Here is a 16,985-nt window from a genome sequence, read left to right on the forward strand (position 1 = left end):
GCGCATGCAACCTGAACATTACGACTTCGCCGACACCGTGTATCTTCCCGTCGCCCTGGAGGTGTGCCAGGGCCTGCTCGAGGACGCCTCCGGGCTTGATGGGTTGAGCGATCCGGAGCTGGCGGCGGTGCTGGTGATCCAGAACCTGTCCCAGGCGCGCGAGCAGGTGCTCGACCCTGCGGCAGCGGAAAAGGTGCTGGCCAAGTTGCTGCAGTGGTCGGTGCAGGGTCCGCATTCGCCGGGCGTGGGGCTGGGGTCCGAGGCGCGCCGGCTGTTCGATGCGCGCAAGCTGTATTTCGGCCTGGAGGTCATCAAGGGCTCGCGCTTGCAACTGCTGGGGGCCGAGGAGGTGGCGCAGCGCGAATACTTGTTGGAAGACGGCACCTGGGACATGCGCTTCAGGTCGCTTCGCCACCCGCGCCACAATCCGTTCAGCCAGCAAGCCATCACAGGCTTCGATAAAGAGCGCTGGCTGACCCGCGAACAAGACAAGTTGCTGCGAGTGCTGCGCGCCAACCCTGACGAGGACCTGCATGTGCAGGGCTATGCGGGCATCGGCAAGAGCTACCTGCTGGGAGCGCTTATCGATTGCCTGCCCAGGGGGCGGGTGCTGGCACTGGCGCGCACGCCCGGCAAGCTCGACGCCCTGCGGCGGCGTATTGGAAAAGGCTCCAAGGCTGGCAAGACGTTCGCCGAGTTTGCCCAAGCCCTGCTGAGCGTGCCTGGGCGGCCTGCCGCACGCGCATCGGCACGCCTGCCGGGCAAGCGTGCGGTGGCCGAAACCTTGAACATCCTGGGCTTTCGCCAGTACGACGGCGAGAAGACCCTGGATATCTGCCTGGAGCTGCTGAAGAACTACTGCGAGTCACGCGATCACAGCCTCGCCGCGCGCCACCTGCCGCACTTCGCTCAGGCGCTTTCGCGGCTGGACAGCCAGGTGCTGCTCGAATACGCCAGCCGCCTGTGGGCCTACCTGCAGGACAACCCTGCCTGGGATCGCCAGACCGGCTTCCCCACGTTGCTGCTGCTCAAGCGCGCCAGCCTCGCTGGCCACAGTGTGCCGAACCGCTACAGCCATGTAATCGTCGACGAGAGCCAGGACATGCCTGGCCCGTTGTTGCAGATCATCGAGCGGGGCCGCCAGGTGTTGATCACGCTGGGTGACGAATACCAGCGTGCCGACGGGCCCGGACTGCGCCGCGCGCGTCAGGTGCGCCAGCGCGATATCGCCTTCTCGGTGCGTTGCGGGCCGAAAGTGGAGCGGCTGATCAACCCGCTGATCGGTGTGCATTCGCAAAAATCCAAGCTCGCCTTCGAAGGCGCCGGCAGCGTGGATGTCGGCATCGAGTACTACCCCCTCGATTTCGTGCCACCGCAAGGCTGTGTGGTGCTCACCGCGTCGCCCTGGGATTCGATGAAGTGGGCCATGCAACTGGCCGACAACCAGTGCCGGGTGGGCTTCTCCGATAACGTTGGGATGCAGCGTTTCATGTCCAGCGCCGTGCAGTTGTTCCGTGCCGACCTTTATGGCGCGGGCAGCGATGGCCAGGACACGCACGCCTATTTCGCCCACGCGCTGAACTGGCGACAAGTGCATGAGGACAATCGCTTCGACGAGTCATTCCTGTGGGTCGAGGCGCGGCTGCAGGACGGTTTTCGGATTGCCGAACTCAACGCCTTGTCGGCACGCTTCTCCAATCAGCCGGGCAGCCTGTTGCTGATGCCGGCGCAGGAGGCCGGAGGGCAGGAGTTCGACCACGTGCTGCTGACCCAGGAGCTGATGGCGCTGAACCCGTTCAAGGATGCCTACGCCTTCGACAACCGGGTCTGTGCGGTGTATATCGCGCTGTCGCGTGCCCGGCGCCATCTCTATCTGCCCTACGATGTGGACGAGTGGGTGGCCTACCACAAGGGCCAAAAATTCCGCGAGTCGCACGGCTACTGATCGACCGACAGCGCCTCCTGCACCCGGGTGTAGCGTTCGATGATCCGTTCGATCTCGCCGGACTGCTTGAGGCGCACCAAGGCGCGCAGCACCTGCTGAGCCGGAATGGCCGGGTCGTTGCGCACCATGCAGCCCAGGTCCTGCGCTTCCAGCAAGGCCAGCGGGCGCAGGCGCTGCTCCCGGGGTTGCTGGCGGTTGAACCATTGCAGCGACAATTGGTTGCTCACCGCATAACGATAACGGCTGGCTTGCAGTTTCTGCAGGGCCAGGTCCTGGTTGCGGCTGTCTTCGCGCTTCAGTAGACGCTGCGCGAACAGCGGGTCCAGGGCCGGGTAGGTGTAGCCCAGCACCGTACCGATGGCTTGTGTGGGCAGTTGCGCCAGGCCGCCGGGCAGGCTGTCGCCGGCACGCCCGACCAGCAGGTCGCGTTGATGGATCAGCGGTACGCTCCAGATGAACTCACCGGGCCGTTCGTTGAGCCAGTTGCTGGCCACGTAGCAGCGCACGTCGATGTCGCCATCGGCCATGGCCTGCTCCAGGCGCAGGCGTGCCATTACGTGGTATTGCGGGCGCACCCCGGCTTCACGGGCCAGGGCCTGGATCAGGTCGAAGAGAATGCCTTCCACCGGCACATCGCCCTCGGTGCGCATCAACGGCATGCTCCAGCTCTCCGCGACGGAGAAGCGCAGCACAGGCTGCTCGGCAAGGCCGGTGGAGCACCATAGCAACAGGATGGCGAGAAGTCGCCGCACGTCTATCCTCCTTGGACTTTCTATGTTCACCGGCAGCGTCCAAAGTCTAGACGAGCCTGGCAGGGTGCAATTTTGCCCCCGCTCCGCTAGCATTAGCGATCTTCCGCTCGATCAGGCTGCGATGGTTTTTTGATGAGTTATCAGGTTCTTGCACGTAAATGGCGCCCGCGCTCGTTCCGCGAGATGGTAGGCCAGACCCATGTGCTCAAGGCATTGATCAACGCCCTGGACAACCAGCGGCTGCATCACGCCTACCTGTTCACCGGCACCCGCGGGGTCGGCAAGACCACCATCGCGCGGATCATCGCCAAGTGCCTGAACTGCGAGACCGGTATCACCTCCACACCTTGCGGCACCTGTTCGGTATGCCGGGAAATCGACGAAGGCCGCTTCGTCGACCTGATCGAGATCGACGCCGCCAGCCGCACCAAGGTCGAGGACACCCGTGAACTGCTCGACAACGTGCAGTACGCGCCCAGCCGCGGACGCTTCAAGGTCTACCTGATCGACGAAGTGCACATGCTTTCCACCCACTCCTTCAACGCCTTGCTCAAGACGCTGGAAGAGCCGCCACCGTACGTCAAATTCATCCTCGCCACCACCGATCCGCAGAAGTTGCCGGCCACCATTCTTTCGCGCTGCCTGCAGTTCTCGCTGAAGAACATGAGCCCGGAGCGGGTAGTCGAGCACCTCACGCACGTGCTCGGTGCCGAGAACGTGCCATTCGAGGAAGATGCCCTGTGGCTGCTTGGCCGCGCCGCCGACGGCTCGATGCGTGATGCCATGAGCCTGACCGACCAGGCCATCGCCTTCGGCGAGGGCAAGGTACTGGCCGCCGATGTGCGGGCGATGCTCGGCACGCTCGATCATGGCCAGGTGTACGGCGTGCTGCAGGCCTTGCTCGAAGGTGATGCCCGGGCGCTGCTCGAGGCGGTGCGCGCCTTGGCCGAGCAGGGGCCTGACTGGAACGGCGTGCTGTCCGAGATGCTCAACGTGCTGCACCGGGTCGCCATCGCCCAGGCGTTGCCCGAAGCGGTGGACAACGGCCAGGGCGATCGCGACAAGGTGCTGGCCCTGGCGGGCGCGTTGCCGGCCGAGGATGTGCAGTTCTACTACCAGATGGGCCTGATCGGTCGGCGCGACCTGCCGCTGGCGCCGGATCCGCGCGGTGGCTTCGAGATGGTCTTGCTGCGTATGCTCGCGTTCCGTCCGGCCGATACCGATGACGCGCCGAAACCTGCGCTAAAGCCGGTGGGGATCAGCCAGGCCACAGCTGATCCAGCCAAACCGGTGGCAACTGCGGCCGTGGTTGCCGAGCCTTCCGTGGTTGCCGCTGCGCCTGAGCCTGTTGCGCCGCCCGCACCAGTGGTCGAGGAAGCGCCCGCCGCCGAGCCGGTCGCTGCTGTTGCGCCCGCTGTGGCGCCGGAGCCGGCCCCTGCGATCGAACCTGAACCCGAGCCCGAGCCAGCCGTTGCGCCGCCAGAGGCAGTGGTCGACCTGCCATGGGAAGAACCTTCCCCGCCCGTCGCAGCCCCGGCGCCGGTCACCCCGGCCGTTGTCGCGCAGCCTGCTGGCGAGCAACCGGACTACGACGAGCCGCCCTTCGATCCGTCGGCCTATGCGTCGGTCGGCATGGAGCGTGACGACGACGGCCCGGATGACGACTATTACGCACCGCAAGCCGATCCGGCAGGTTTCAGCTACCTGGACGAGCTCGCCGAGCATATCCAGGAAGACGCCCCTGCGGCGGCGCCCGAGCCTCTGCCCGCGGCGCAACCGGCCACGGGCCTGGCCTTGCAATGGCTGGAATTATTCCCACAGTTGCCTGTCTCCGGTATGACAGGCAACATCGCCGCGAACTGTACGCTGATCAGCGCCGATGGCGATGACTGGCTGCTGCACCTGGACCCAGGCCAGGGTGCGTTGTTCAACAGCACCCAGCAACGCCGGCTCAACGAGGCGCTCAACCAGCATCTGGGGCGTACGCTGCGCCTGCAGATCGAGCTGGTTCGCCCCGAGCAGGAAACCCCGGCCCAGGCCGCCGCGCGCAAGCGCGCCGAGCGCCAGCACGATGCGGAGCTGTCGATCGAGCAGGACCCGCTCATCCAGCAGATGATCAAGCAGTTCGGCGCCCGGGTGCGGCACGATACAATCGAACCTGTAGACGCGGCCCTGGCAAACCCTGGGCAGTGAAGCGAACCCCTTGCGCCCGGCCTCGTGCCGGCCGCACATACGACCCAATCGAGGATTCTCCCATGATGAAAGGTGGCATGGCCGGCCTGATGAAGCAGGCTCAGCAGATGCAGGAAAAAATGGCCAAGATGCAGGAAGAGCTGGCCAACGCAGAAGTCACCGGCCAGTCCGGTGCAGGTCTGGTCAGCGTGGTGATGACCGGTCGTCACGACGTCAAGCGCGTCAACATCGACGCCAGCCTGATGACCACCGATCCGGACGACAAGGAAGTCCTCGAGGACCTGATCGCCGCCGCACTCAACGACGCCGTGCGCAAGGTCGAGCAGAACAGCCAGGACAAGATGGGCAGCATGACCGCCGGCATGCAACTGCCGCCTGGTTTCAAGATGCCGTTCTGATCGACGGTTTGCAGCACATGGGGAGCACGATCGGCTGATCGCTGCTCCCTTCTTCATTCTGTACCACTGACAGGCCTGCCTACATGAGCTTCAGCCCCCTGATCCGCCAACTGATCGATGCCCTGCGTGTGCTCCCGGGTGTCGGCCAGAAAACCGCCCAGCGCATGGCCCTGCAGTTGCTCGAGCGCGACCGCAGCGGCGGCACGCGCCTGGCCCAGGCCCTGAGCCAGGCCATGGAGGGTGTTGGCCATTGCCGCCAGTGCCGCACCCTGACCGAGCAGGAATTGTGCCCGCAGTGCGCCGATCCTCGCCGCGATGACACCCAGCTGTGCGTGGTTGAGGGGCCGATGGATGTGTATGCGGTAGAGCAGACCGGCTACCGTGGTCGGTACTTCGTGCTCAAGGGGCACCTATCGCCGCTCGACGGCCTGGGCCCGGAGGCGATTGGAATTCCGCAACTGATGGCGCGGATCGAGGAGCAGGGCACCTTCAGCGAGGTGATCCTGGCGACCAACCCCACGGTGGAAGGCGAGGCGACGGCGCATTACATCGCCCAGTTGCTGGCCGAGAAGGGCCTGACTGCCTCGCGGATCGCCCATGGCGTACCGCTGGGCGGAGAGCTGGAGCTGGTGGACGGTGGCACGCTTGCGCATGCCTTTGCCGGGCGCCGTCCTATCTCGCTGTAAGTGTTGGGGCGCAGCGCGCCCCAAGCCAGTTACTTGTTGGTGTAGATCTGGTCGAACACGCCACCGTCGTTGAAGTGGGTCTTCTGTACGGTGCGCCAGTCACCAAAGGTCTTCTCCACCGAGAGGAAGTCGACTTTCGGGAAGCGGTCGGTGTATTTGGCCAGGACCGTGGCATCACGCGGGCGCAGATAGTTCTGTGCGGCGATTTCCTGGGCTGCCGGCGACCACAGGTACTTGAGGTATTCCTCGGCCACCGCGCGGGTCTGCTTCTTCTCGACGACCTTGTCGACCACGCTCACCGGCGGCTCGGCTTCCGCCGACACGCTTGGGTAGACCACCTCGAACTGATCACGACCGAACTCGCGGGCGATCATCTCGGCTTCGTTCTCGAAGGTGACCAGCACGTCGCCTATCTGGTTGGTCATGAAGGTCGTTGTGGCAGCGCGGCCGCCAGTGTCGAGCACCGGTGCCTGCTTGAACAGCTTGCCGACGAAATCGCGGGCCTTGGCTTCGTCGCCGCCTTGCTTGAGGACGTAGCCCCAGGCCGAGAGGTAGGTGTAGCGGCCGTTACCCGAGGTCTTGGGGTTGGGCACGATCACCTGTACGCCATCCTTGAGCAGGTCCGGCCAGTCTTTCAGCGCCTTCGGGTTGCCCTTGCGCACGATGAACACGGTAGCCGAGGTGAACGGCGCGCTGTTGTTCGGCAGGCGGGTAACCCAGTTGTCCGGCACCAGCTTGCCGTTGTCGACCAGGGCATTGATGTCAGTGGCCATGTTCATGGTGATGACATCGGCCGGCAGGCCGTCGATCACCGCCCGCGCCTGTTTGCTCGAACCGCCGAAGGACATCTGCACATTGACCTTCTCCTTGTGCTCTTCTTCCCAGTGCTTCTGGAACGCCGGGTTGTAGTCCTTGTAGAAGTCGCGCATCACGTCGTAGGAGACGTTCAGCAGGGTCGGCGCGGCCTGGGCCAGGTTGCCGAGAGCCAGGCCTGCGGCGAGCAGCGAGGCGCTGAAGAGTTTTTTCACAGGGGCGTTCCTTGTTGTGAGTGAAAGTTTGGCAATGTGCCAGCAACTATAACCTTTGGTTCTTGAGCCATTAAAGATCAAAACAGACTTTGCTTATGCCTGCTCGGTCACTGTCTTGGGGAACAACGCATTGCCACAGCGCGAACAGAATGCCGCCGTCGGCTCATGGGTTTTCTTGGCACAGGTCGGGCAATCGTGGCGCAGCTGTTCGCCGCGCATGGCGTTGGCCAGCTCGGCGGTGAAGATCCCGGTGGGCACTGCGATGATCGAGTAGCCGATGATCATCACCAGCGAGGACAGTACCTGGCCCAGCGGCGTCTTGGGCACGATGTCGCCGAAGCCGACCGTGGTCAGGGTGACGATGGCCCAGTAGATGCCCTTGGGAATGCTGGTAAAGCCGTGCTCGGGCCCTTCGATCACGTACATCAGCGTGCCGAACACGGTCACCAGGGTCGAAACGCTGACCAGGAACACGATGATCTTCTGTTTGCTGCCGCGCAACGCCTCGAGCAGATAGTGCGCCTGCTTGAGGTAGGGGCTGAGCTTGAGCACGCGGAAGATCCGCAGCATGCGGATCACCCGAATGATCAGCAGGTACTGGGCGTCGCTGTAGTACAGGGCGATGATCCCCGGCACGATGGCCAGCAGGTCGACCAGGCCGTAGAAGCTGAACGCGTAGCGCAGCGGCTTGGGCGAGCAGTACAGGCGGGTGAGGTACTCGGCGAGGAAGATCGCCGTGAAGCCCCACTCGATGCCGGCCAGCAGGCCGGAATAATTGCGGTGCACATCGTCGATGCTGTCGAGGATGACGGTGACCAGGCTGGCCAGGATGATCAGCAGAAGGATCTTGTCGAAGCGTCTTCCAGCGACGGTGTCGGTCTGGAAGACGATCACATAGAGCCGCTCACGCAGGCTCGCAGGGGTGTTCATGGGCTCGTTCCGTTATGCGTTGCGGGTGAGCCTAGGGCCTGCTTCTCAGCCGTGCAAGCGCTGCGCGCTGCGCCGCCGCCCCTGTTGCACAAGGCGGCTGCCCAGGTGCATCAGCCAGCAGGCGATGACGAACGGGGCGGTGAGCGCCGGCAGCGGCCACAGGCTGGACAATGCTTGCAGCAACAGCGCCAAGGCGATGGCCAGCAGGGGGATCCAGGGGCGCTCGCCCTGGCGGCTGAACGCCAGGGCGGCCAGCGCCGCATTGAAGCCATACAGCCCCATCCAGGCCACCGCAGGTTGGTCGGCCAGCAATGCCGCACCGCCGCCGATGGTCGAGCCGAGCAGGGCCCAGAGCGCCGCATAGGGGTTGGCGACCAGCATCCCTAACACGATCAGCAGGCCTGCCAGGGGCTCGTCCAGCAGGAATATCTGGCCCAGGCCGCGCAATACGCCGTGCAACGGGTCGGGCGCGGCCTGCGGGATGGCCAAGGGTTCGGCCGCCAGCAGGATGATCCAGCCGAGCAGCACGAAGGGCGCGGTGTAGGCGACCAGCAAGGTGCCGCCGCGCTTGCGCCACTGGTGGGTGAGGATGCTCGACAGGCCACCGGCGGCGAGGATCAGTGGCGGCAGGATCGCTGACCAGGGCAGCACCGCGCAGATCAGCACGCCGATCAGCACGCCGTTGTAGCAATACAATCCGGCCTGGCGGTCGGCGCGTTCATAGCCGCGCCGTTGCGCGGTCAGCAGGCCGGCCAGTGCGCCGAGCAGCGCGCCGCCGACCAGGTCGGGCGCAGTGAGGAGGATGGCCAGCAGGCAGCACAGGCCGCACAAGGGACTGCGCAGCAGCAGCACCTGGCTGAAGCCATTGAGCAGTGCCGTGGCCCAGTCGGGGCACGGGTTGACGAAATTCTTGGTGTACATGGGCAGTCGGCAAGGTGAGTGAAAGGCGCTGGGCCTCTTCGGGCCTCGGTTGTGCGCCATCGGATTGTTTTTTGTAGGAGCGGGCTCGCCCGCGAACATGGGCGCAGCCCGTGCCATTCACCGCGGTGCCCTTTTCGCGGGCAAGTCGCAGCGGCGAACCGCCGCTCCTACAAAAGTGCAGAGCCGGTCTTCAGATCAAAGTCTCGATCCGCAGGGTATTGGTGCTCCCCGGCTGGCCGAATGGCACCCCAGCGGTAATCAGCAGGGTGTCGCCGCGGCTGGCCATACCTTGCGCCTGGGCGATCTCCAGTGCAGTCGAGCAGATCTCATCGACCTGGCGCAGACGGTCGTTGACCACCGAATGCACACCCCAGGTGACGCTGAGTCGGCGCGCGGTCTTGAGGTTCGGCGTCAGGTTGAGGATAGGCGCACGCGGTCGCTCGCGGGCGGCGCGCAGGGTCGAGGCCCCTGACTCGCTGTAGTTGACCAGCACCGCCACCGGCAGGATGCCGCTGATGCGTCGAATCGCGCAGCTGATGGCATCCGAAACCGTGGCCTCGGCCTTGGGGCGGCCGACGTCGAGCTGCGCCTGGTAGTCCGGGCCGTTCTCCACCTGGCGGATGATCTTGCTCATCATCTGCACCGCTTCCAGTGGATAGTCGCCGGAGGCGGTTTCGGCCGACAGCATCACCGCGTCGGCGCCTTCGGCCACGGCATTGGCCACGTCGGTGACCTCGGCGCGGGTCGGTGCGGGCGAGAAACGCATCGATTCGAGCATCTGCGTCGCTACCACCACCGGCTTGCCCAGTTGGCGGCAGGTATTGATGATGCGCTTCTGGATCTGCGGCACGCTCTCGGCCGGCACTTCCACGCCCAGGTCGCCCCGGGCGACCATGATCGCATCGGACAGCTCGGCGATGGCCTGCAGTTGCTCGACCGCCGAGGGCTTCTCGACCTTGGCCATCAGGTAGGCACGTTCGCCGATCAACTGGCGCGCCTCGACGATGTCTTCGGGGCGCTGGACGAACGACAGCGCCACCCAGTCCACGCCCAGTTCCAGGCCGAAGGCCAGGTCGCGGCGGTCTTTCTCGGTGAGCGGCGAGAGGTCCAGCACCGCCTGGGGGACGTTGACGCCCTTGCGGTCGGACAGCTCGCCGCCAGCCAGCACTTCGGTGTCGATGGCGTCGGCGTGCTTGGCGGTGACCCGCAGGCGTAGCTTGCCATCGTCGAGCAGCAGGTCCATGCCGGGCTCCAGCGCGGCGATGATTTCCGGGTGGGGCAGATTGACCCGGCGGCTGTCGCCCGGGGCCTTGTCCAGGTCCAGGCGCAGGGCCTGGCCACGCTGCAACTGCACCTTGCCTTCGGCGAAGCGGCCGACACGCAGTTTCGGCCCCTGCAGGTCCATGAGGATGCCCAGCGGGTAGTTCAGTTGCTGCTCGACCTCGCGGATCCACTGGTAGCGCAGGGCGTGGTCGGCGTGTTCGCCGTGGCTGAAGTTGAGGCGGAAGATATTCACCCCGGCCTCGACCAGTTGGCGGATGTCATCGATGCCGTTGATCGCCGGCCCCAGGGTGGCGAGGATTTTCACTTTTTTATCGGGCGTCATGATTGCGAGGTCTCGAGGATCAGGATGGCGCGGAAGTCGTTGACGTTGGTGCGGGTCGGCTCGGTGACGATCAACGCATCGAGCGCAGCGAAGTAGCCATAGCCGTTGTTGTTGTCCAGCTCATCGCTGGCCGACAGGCCCAGGGCCTGTGCGCGGCCGAAGCTGTCCGGGGTCATCAGGGCGCCGGCGTTTTCTTCGGAGCCGTCGATGCCGTCGGTGTCGCCGGCCAGTGCGTACACGCCAGGCAGGCCCTTGAGGCTTTCGGTGAGGCTGAGCAGGAATTCGGCGTTGCGCCCGCCACGGCCATTGCCGCGCACGGTGACGGTGGTCTCGCCGCCGGACAGGATCACGCAGGGGGCCTTCAGCGGCTGGCCATGCAGGACGATCTGCCGGGTGATACCGGCGTGCACCTTGGCCACTTCGCGCGATTCACCTTCCAGATCCCCCAGGATCAGTGGGCTGAAACCGGCCTGGCGGGCTTTCACTGCGGCAGCCTCGAGTGATTGCTGGGGTTTGGCGATCAGGGTGAAGTGGCTGCGCGCCAGGGCTGGGTCATCGGCCTTGACGGTTTCCGATGCCGGGTTGTTCAGCCAGTCGATGACCGCTTTGGGCGCCTCGATGTCGTAGCGCTTGAGGATCGCCAGGGCATCGGCCGAGGTGCTGGGGTCGGCCACGGTGGGGCCGGAGGCGATGACGGTGGCCAGATCGCCCGGTACGTCGGAAATGGCGTAGGTATAGACGGTGGCGGGCCAGCAGGCCTTGGCCAGGCGTCCGCCCTTGATCGCCGAGAGGTGCTTGCGCACGCAGTTCATCTCGCCGATGGTGGCGCCGGACTTGAGCAGCGCCTTGTTGATCTGCTGCTTGTCGGCCAGCGTGAGGCCGTCGGCGGGCAGTGCCAGCAGGGCCGAGCCGCCGCCGGAGAGCAGGAAGATGACGCGGTCGTCTTCATCGAGGTTGCTGACCAGTTGCAGCACGCGCTTGGCGACCGCAAGGCCGGCGGCGTCGGGGACCGGGTGGGCGGCTTCGACCACCTCGATCTTCTGGCAATTGGCGCCATGGCCATAGCGGGTCACGACCAGGCCGGAGACTTCGCCCTGCCAGCTCTTCTCGACCACTTCAGCCATGGCGGCGGCGGCCTTGCCGGCACCGATGACGATGACCCGGCCGCTGCGGTCGGCGGGCAGGTGAGGTTCGAGGACCTGACGGGGGTGGGCGGCGGCGATGGCTGTGTCGAACAGCTCGCGCAGGAGTTTCTGTGGATCGACCGACATGGCAGGCTCCCAAAATTCTTGTTGTTCTGCGAAATCGAAAACGCCCCTGGAACTGCCTCCGTGCAGGCCGAACCAGGGGCGGGTGTTGCTCGGGGTCACCGCTGGGCCTGTGGTCGCAGGTTCAGCGGTGTTGGCTTCTTCGCTCCTAGGAGCGGGCTTGCCCGCGAAGAGGCCGGTATGGCTTACAAATTACTGGTCGTCACGAATCGAGAAGTTGGCCATGTGCTCCAGCCCCTTGATCAGCGCCGAGTGGTCCCAGTTGCTGCCACCCAGTGCTGCACAGGTGTTGAATACCTGCTGCGCATTGGAGGTGTTGGGCAGGTTGATACCCAGCTCCTTGGCGCCCTGCAGCGCCAGGTTGAGGTCTTTCTGGTGCAGGCTGATACGGAAGCCCGGGTCGAAGGTGCCCTTGATCATACGTTCGGCGTGCACTTCGAGAATCTTCGAGGAGGCGAAACCGCCCATCAGCGCCTCACGCACCTTGGCCGGGTCTGCGCCGTTCTTGGCGGCGAACAGCAGCGCTTCGCTGACGGCCTGGATGTTCAGGGCGACGATGATCTGGTTGGCCACCTTGGCGGTCTGGCCATCGCCATTGCCACCGACGCGCGTGATGTTCTTGCCCATGGCTTCGAACAGCGGCAGGGCGCGCTCGAAGGCTTTCGGGCAGCCGCCGACCATGATGCTCAGGGTTGCGGCCTTGGCGCCGACTTCACCGCCGGACACCGGGGCGTCCAGGTAGGCGGCGCCGGTGGCCTTGATTTTCTCGGCGAAGGCCTTGGTGGCGGTGGGGGAGATCGAGCTCATGTCGATCACCACCTTGTTCGGGCCGACACCTTCACCGACGCCATTCTCACCGAACAGCACGCTCTCGACCTGCGGGGTGTCGGGCACCATCACGATGATGAACTCGGCTTCCTGCGCCACCTCTTTAGGGTTGGCCAGGGCCACGGCGCCTGCGGCGATCAGGTCGGCGGGGGCGGCATCGTGGTGGGTGGAAACGAACAGGCTGTGACCTGCCTTTTGCAGGTTCTGGGCCATGGGCTTGCCCATGATGCCGGTGCCGATGAAACCGATTTTAGCCATGAGAATGTGCCTCTCTTGTTATAGGACGCGCGGATCCTGTGGGAGCGGGCTTGTCCCGCGATGGCGGTGGTGGGCTCACCGCCGCCATCGCGGGACAAGCCCTACTCCCCCAGGGAGCGACTGTGTTCGTTAGATCGCGTTATGGGTTTTCAGCCAGGCGAGCCCGGCCTCGGTGGTGGTCTTGGGCTTGTACTCCGCGCCCACCCAGCCCTGGTAGCCGATGCGGTCCAGGTGCTCGAACAGGAAGCGGTAGTTGATCTCGCCAGTGCCTGGCTCGTGACGACCAGGGTTGTCGGCGAGCTGGATGTGATTGATCTGCTTGATGTGGGTTTCCATGGTCCGGGCCAGGTCACCTTCCATGATCTGCATGTGATAGATGTCGTACTGCAGGAACAGGTTGGCACTGCCCACCTCGGCCTGGATCTCCAGGGCCTGGGCGGTGGTGTTCAGGTAGAAACCGGGGATGTCGCGAGTGTTGATCATTTCCATGACCAGGCGGATCCCGGCGGCTTCGAGCTTGTCGGCGGCGTACTTGAGATTGTCGACGAAGGTCTTGCGCACATCGGCGCACTGCAGGCCTTGCGGACGGATACCGGCCAGGGCATTGACCTGTTTGTTGCCCAGCACCTTGGCGTATTCGATGGCCTTGTCGACGCCGGCGCGGAACTCTTCGACGCGGTCGGGGTGGCAGGTGATGCCGCGTTCACCTTTGGCCCAGTCGCCTGCAGGCAGATTGAACAGCACCTGGGTGAGGCCGTGGGCATCGAGCTGCTGTTTGATGTCGCTGGCGCTGAAATCGTACGGGAAGAGGTATTCGACACCGCTGAAGCCCGCGTCGGCGGCGGCCTTGAAGCGGGCCAGGAAATCCTGTTCGGTGAACAGCATGGACAGGTTGGCAGCGAAGCGAGGCATGGTTGTCTCCTTGCAGATGAAAGCCCCCGGCAGCCTGCGCGGGGGCGTCGGCAATCAGTCGAGCAGCGAGATGGCGGTCGGCGCGTCGTTGCCGACCAGTGCGAGGTCTTCGAACTCGTTGACCGCGTTGATCTCGGTACCCATGGAAATGTTGGTGACGCGCTCGAGAATCACCTCGACCACCACTGGCACGCGGAACTCTTCGGCCATTTTCTGCGCCTTGAGCAGGGCAGGGGCGATCTCGCCCGGCTCGAACACGCGCAGCGCCTTGCAACCCAGGCCTTCGACCACGGCGACGTGATCCACGCCGTAGCTGCCGGCTTCGCTGGAGTTGATGTTCTCGAACGCCAGTTGTACACAGTAATCCATGTCGAAGCCACGCTGGGCCTGGCGGATCAGGCCGAGGTAGGCGTTGTTCACCAGCACATGGACGTAGGGCAGGTTGAACTGCGCACCGACCGCCAGTTCCTCGATCATGAACTGGAAGTCGTAGTCACCCGACAGCGCGACCACCTTGCGTTTCGGGTCGGCCTTGACCACGCCCAGCGCTGCCGGGATGGTCCAACCCAGCGGGCCGGCCTGGCCACAGTTGATCCAGTGGCGCGGCTTGTACACGTGCAGGAACTGCGCGCCGGCAATCTGCGACAGGCCGATGGTGCTGACGTAGCAGGTGTCCTTGCCGAACACCTGGTTCATCTCTTCGTACACGCGCTGCGGCTTGACCGGCACGTTGTCGAAGTGGGTCTTGCGCTGCAGGCTCGACTTGCGCTCCTGGCAGTCTTCCAGCCAGGCCTTGCGGCACTTGAGCTTGCCGGCGGCTTTCCATTCGCGGGCCACTTCCAGGAAGGCGTCCAGCGCGGCACCGGCGTCGGAGACGATGCCCAGGTCCGGGGTGAACACACGACCGATCTGGGTCGGTTCGATGTCGACGTGTACGAACTTGCGGCCTTCGGTGTAGACATCGACCGAGCCGGTGTGACGGTTGGCCCAGCGGTTGCCGATGCCGAACACCAGGTCGGACTTGAGTAGCGTGGCGTTGCCATAGCGGTGCGAAGTCTGCAGGCCGACCATGCCGACCATCAGTTCGTGGTCGTCAGGGATGGTGCCCCAGCCCATCAGGGTCGGGATCACTGGCACGCCGGTCAGTTCAGCGAACTCGACCAGCTTGTCGCTGGCGTCGGCGTTGATGATGCCGCCACCTGCGACCAGCAGCGGACGTTCGGCGTCATTGAGCAGGGCCAGGGCTTTCTCGGCCTGGATGCGCGTGGCCGAAGGCTTGTGTACCGGCAGTGGCGCGTAGGCGTCGATGTCGAATTCGATCTCGGCCATCTGTACGTCGAACGGCAGGTCGATCAGTACTGGGCCTGGGCGGCCGGTGCGCATTTCGTAGAAGGCTTTCTGGAAGGCATAGGGCACCTGGCCCGGCTCCAGCACGGTGGTGGCCCACTTGGTCACCGGCTTGACGATGCTGGTGATGTCGACGGCCTGGAAGTCTTCCTTGTGCAGACGGGCGCGGGGGGCCTGGCCGGTGATGCACAGGATCGGGATGGAGTCGGCCGAGGCGCTGTACAGGCCGGTGACCATGTCGGTGCCGGCTGGCCCGGAGGTGCCGATGCACACACCGATGTTGCCCGGGTTGGCGCGGGTGTAGCCCTCGGCCATGTGCGAGGCACCTTCGACGTGGCGAGCGAGGACGTGATCGATGCCGCCGACTTTCTTCAGGGCCGAGTACAGCGGGTTGATGGCAGCCCCGGGAATGCCGAATGCCGTCTCTACGCCTTCACGGCGCATGACCAGAACGGCTGCATCGATTGCTCTCATTTTGCTCATGATTTGTGCCTCATCGATTTTGTAATTGTATACAACCTACTTTGCTCCAAAGTGTATTCACGCTCTGAGCTTCAGGTCAATGTATTTTCATCGGGTAGATTGGCTTTCGCTGGAAACCCCACAGAAAAGGCGCTCTATCTGATTGAGTACGATCGTTCAAAAATATTGTATACAAAAAATCTTTCTGTTGTGTTCTATTTGCTTATCGGTTTTCAACTGCCCCTCAGGGCTTCTCACAACAAGAAGAGGACCTTTCCATGAACGCAATGACGCTCAACGTCGCCAACACCTTGGTCGCCGCTGCCCTTGCCGCCGGGCGCAAGATCGACGCCGCACCGCTGACGGTGGCGGTGCTGGATGCCGGCGGCCATCTGCTGGCCTTGCAACGCGAGGACGGCGCCAGTCTGTTACGTCCGCAGGTGGCCATGGGCAAGGCCTGGGGGGCTGTGGCCCTGGGCAAGGGGTCACGCCTGCTGGCGCTGGATGCGCAGCAGCGACCGGCGTTTTTCGCGGCGTTGAACGGCTTGGGCGAGCGGTCGGTGGTACCCGCGCCAGGTGGGGTGCTGATCCGGGATCAGGCGGGAAAAGTGCTGGGTGCGGTGGGGGTCAGCGGGGACACGTCGGACATCGACGAGCAGTGCGCAATCACTGCCATCGAGGCGCTGGGGCTTACGGCTGATGCTGGCGTGGCTGTCTGATACAGCGTTGGCCTGCGCTCCCGCCAGGGCCAGTCGGCCACGGGTGGGAGCGGTGTACGCCGACCGTCAGGCCGCCTCGGGCTCACACCCCTTGAGCACCAGGCGGATGATGGTTTCGGCGGCGGCGTCGTAATCGCTGTCGGCGAGCTTTGCCTTGCCGGTCACCACCGCAATCTGCCAATCGAAGTCGGCGTAGGTTTGCGTGGCCGCCCAGATGCTGAACATCAGGTGATGCGGATCGACCGGGGCGATCTGGCCGCGCTCGATCCAGCGCTGGATGCACTCGATGTTGTGTCGTGCCTGCTCGTTGAGCTGCTCGACCTGCCCAGGCGACAGGTGCGGGGCGCCGTGCATGATCTCGCTGGCGAACACCTTGGAGGCATGTGGCAGGTCGCGGGAGATGCGGATCTTCGAGCGGATGTAGCCGCTGAGCACCTCTTTGGGATCGCCGTCGGCGTTGAACGGCGTGGACGCCTGCATGATCGGCGCGATGATGCTCTCGAGCACCTCGCGGTAGAGGTTTTCCTTCGACTTGAAGTAGTAGTAGACGTTCGGCTTGGGCAGCCCAGCCTTGGCAGCGATATCGCTGGTCTTGGTGGCGGCGAAGCCTTTGTCGGCGAATTCCTCGCTGGCCGCGCGCAGGATCAGTTCCTTGTTGCGCTCGCGAATCGTGCTCATGGTGTCTGAATCTTCCTGTGACTGGCCGCCTCTAATAGCGATCGGGCATGGTAG

At 64.5% G+C, this 16,985-nt stretch carries 15 protein-coding genes; 5 read left to right on the forward strand and 10 right to left on the reverse strand.

Features of this window, described 5'->3' with window-relative positions:
* The first annotated feature begins 4 nt into the window (after positions 1-4).
* Entirely contained in the window at positions 5-1,945 is a 1,941-nt protein-coding gene (locus tag AC2CGW_RS14860; protein WP_186719770.1) for a hypothetical protein, read from the forward strand.
* On the opposite strand, the gene AC2CGW_RS14865 is transcribed toward AC2CGW_RS14860, so the two are convergent.
* Positions 1,939-2,697, reverse strand: a complete 759-nt coding sequence (locus AC2CGW_RS14865) for a substrate-binding periplasmic protein (RefSeq protein WP_186666738.1) — start codon at positions 2,695-2,697, stop codon at positions 1,939-1,941. The two genes, AC2CGW_RS14860 and AC2CGW_RS14865, sit on opposite strands and share 7 nt — an antisense overlap.
* Positions 2,698-2,829: 132 nt before the next feature.
* On the opposite strand from AC2CGW_RS14865, the gene dnaX reads away from it, so the two are divergent.
* The 3 genes from dnaX to recR all read left to right on the forward strand — a co-directional run bounded on the left by dnaX (position 2,830) and on the right by recR (position 5,974).
* Positions 2,830-4,890: a DNA polymerase III subunit gamma/tau gene (dnaX, locus tag AC2CGW_RS14870; protein ID WP_484574234.1), complete on the forward strand. Its 2,061-nt coding sequence runs from the start codon at positions 2,830-2,832 to the stop codon at positions 4,888-4,890.
* A gap of 62 nt (positions 4,891-4,952) precedes the next feature.
* The gene (locus AC2CGW_RS14875; RefSeq protein WP_186666736.1) at positions 4,953-5,288 is read left to right on the forward strand and encodes a YbaB/EbfC family nucleoid-associated protein; all 336 of its coding nucleotides are present in this window, start codon (positions 4,953-4,955) and stop codon (positions 5,286-5,288) included.
* Positions 5,289-5,371: 83 nt separating this feature from the next.
* The gene (gene recR / locus AC2CGW_RS14880; protein ID WP_054893641.1) at positions 5,372-5,974 is read left to right on the forward strand and encodes a recombination mediator RecR; all 603 of its coding nucleotides are present in this window, start codon (positions 5,372-5,374) and stop codon (positions 5,972-5,974) included.
* Between the two features lie 29 nt (positions 5,975-6,003).
* Here recR and AC2CGW_RS14885 read toward each other — a convergent pair whose 3' ends face one another.
* The 8 genes from AC2CGW_RS14885 to gcl all read right to left on the reverse strand — a co-directional run bounded on the left by AC2CGW_RS14885 (position 6,004) and on the right by gcl (position 15,555).
* Positions 6,004-7,002: a sulfate ABC transporter substrate-binding protein gene (locus AC2CGW_RS14885; protein ID WP_054893642.1), complete on the reverse strand. Its 999-nt coding sequence runs from the start codon at positions 7,000-7,002 to the stop codon at positions 6,004-6,006.
* A 93-nt stretch (positions 7,003-7,095) separates the two neighbouring features.
* Positions 7,096-7,932 (reverse strand): ion transporter, encoded by an 837-nt coding sequence (locus AC2CGW_RS14890; RefSeq protein WP_186666735.1) that lies wholly within the window; start codon positions 7,930-7,932, stop codon positions 7,096-7,098.
* Between the two features lie 45 nt (positions 7,933-7,977).
* Entirely contained in the window at positions 7,978-8,853 is an 876-nt protein-coding gene (locus tag AC2CGW_RS14895; RefSeq protein ID WP_484574235.1) for an urea transporter, read from the reverse strand.
* 190 nt (positions 8,854-9,043) lie between these two features.
* On the reverse strand, positions 9,044-10,459 hold the full coding sequence (gene pyk / locus AC2CGW_RS14900; protein WP_186666733.1) for a pyruvate kinase: 1,416 nt from the start codon (positions 10,457-10,459) through the stop codon (positions 9,044-9,046).
* Positions 10,456-11,730, reverse strand: coding sequence for a glycerate kinase type-2 family protein (locus tag AC2CGW_RS14905; protein WP_186666732.1), 1,275 nt, complete (start codon positions 11,728-11,730; stop codon positions 10,456-10,458). The genes pyk and AC2CGW_RS14905 overlap by 4 nt, the downstream gene beginning before the upstream one ends.
* Positions 11,731-11,919: 189 nt before the next feature.
* Positions 11,920-12,813 (reverse strand): 2-hydroxy-3-oxopropionate reductase, encoded by an 894-nt coding sequence (locus tag AC2CGW_RS14910; protein WP_186666731.1) that lies wholly within the window; start codon positions 12,811-12,813, stop codon positions 11,920-11,922.
* A 129-nt stretch (positions 12,814-12,942) separates the two neighbouring features.
* A complete protein-coding gene (gene hyi / locus AC2CGW_RS14915; protein ID WP_484574236.1) occupies positions 12,943-13,725 on the reverse strand; it encodes a hydroxypyruvate isomerase in 783 nt (260 codons plus the stop codon).
* A gap of 54 nt (positions 13,726-13,779) precedes the next feature.
* Positions 13,780-15,555, reverse strand: coding sequence for a glyoxylate carboligase (gene gcl / locus AC2CGW_RS14920; protein ID WP_151924134.1), 1,776 nt, complete (start codon positions 15,553-15,555; stop codon positions 13,780-13,782).
* A gap of 257 nt (positions 15,556-15,812) precedes the next feature.
* Here gcl and AC2CGW_RS14925 point away from each other — a divergent pair, with 257 nt between their 5' ends.
* On the forward strand, positions 15,813-16,253 hold the full coding sequence (locus AC2CGW_RS14925) for a GlcG/HbpS family heme-binding protein (protein ID WP_186666729.1): 441 nt from the start codon (positions 15,813-15,815) through the stop codon (positions 16,251-16,253).
* 66 nt (positions 16,254-16,319) lie between these two features.
* Here the strand turns inward: AC2CGW_RS14925 and AC2CGW_RS14930 are convergent, their stop codons facing one another.
* The gene (locus AC2CGW_RS14930; RefSeq protein ID WP_054893651.1) at positions 16,320-16,931 is read right to left on the reverse strand and encodes a TetR/AcrR family transcriptional regulator; all 612 of its coding nucleotides are present in this window, start codon (positions 16,929-16,931) and stop codon (positions 16,320-16,322) included.
* Positions 16,932-16,985 lie beyond the last annotated feature (54 nt).

The sequence above is a fragment of the Pseudomonas sp. SYWMCR5 genome (assembly GCF_057197165.1).

Bases quoted from the DNA above. Each gene is read 5' to 3' on its own strand.
- AC2CGW_RS14860 (WP_186719770.1), top strand. From the start codon at position 5: ATGCAACCTGAACATTACGACTTCGCCGACACCGTGTATCTTCCCGTC.
- dnaX (WP_484574234.1), top strand. From the start codon at position 2,830: ATGAGTTATCAGGTTCTTGCACGTAAATGGCGCCCGCGCTCGTTCCGC.
- AC2CGW_RS14875 (WP_186666736.1), top strand. From the start codon at position 4,953: ATGATGAAAGGTGGCATGGCCGGCCTGATGAAGCAGGCTCAGCAGATG.
- recR (WP_054893641.1), top strand. From the start codon at position 5,372: ATGAGCTTCAGCCCCCTGATCCGCCAACTGATCGATGCCCTGCGTGTG.
- AC2CGW_RS14890 (WP_186666735.1), bottom strand. From the start codon at position 7,932: ATGAACACCCCTGCGAGCCTGCGTGAGCGGCTCTATGTGATCGTCTTC.
- AC2CGW_RS14895 (WP_484574235.1), bottom strand. From the start codon at position 8,853: ATGTACACCAAGAATTTCGTCAACCCGTGCCCCGACTGGGCCACGGCA.
- pyk (WP_186666733.1), bottom strand. From the start codon at position 10,459: ATGACGCCCGATAAAAAAGTGAAAATCCTCGCCACCCTGGGGCCGGCG.
- AC2CGW_RS14905 (WP_186666732.1), bottom strand. From the start codon at position 11,730: ATGTCGGTCGATCCACAGAAACTCCTGCGCGAGCTGTTCGACACAGCC.
- AC2CGW_RS14910 (WP_186666731.1), bottom strand. From the start codon at position 12,813: ATGGCTAAAATCGGTTTCATCGGCACCGGCATCATGGGCAAGCCCATG.
- hyi (WP_484574236.1), bottom strand. From the start codon at position 13,725: ATGCCTCGCTTCGCTGCCAACCTGTCCATGCTGTTCACCGAACAGGAT.
- gcl (WP_151924134.1), bottom strand. From the start codon at position 15,555: ATGAGCAAAATGAGAGCAATCGATGCAGCCGTTCTGGTCATGCGCCGT.
- AC2CGW_RS14925 (WP_186666729.1), top strand. From the start codon at position 15,813: ATGAACGCAATGACGCTCAACGTCGCCAACACCTTGGTCGCCGCTGCC.
- AC2CGW_RS14930 (WP_054893651.1), bottom strand. From the start codon at position 16,931: ATGAGCACGATTCGCGAGCGCAACAAGGAACTGATCCTGCGCGCGGCC.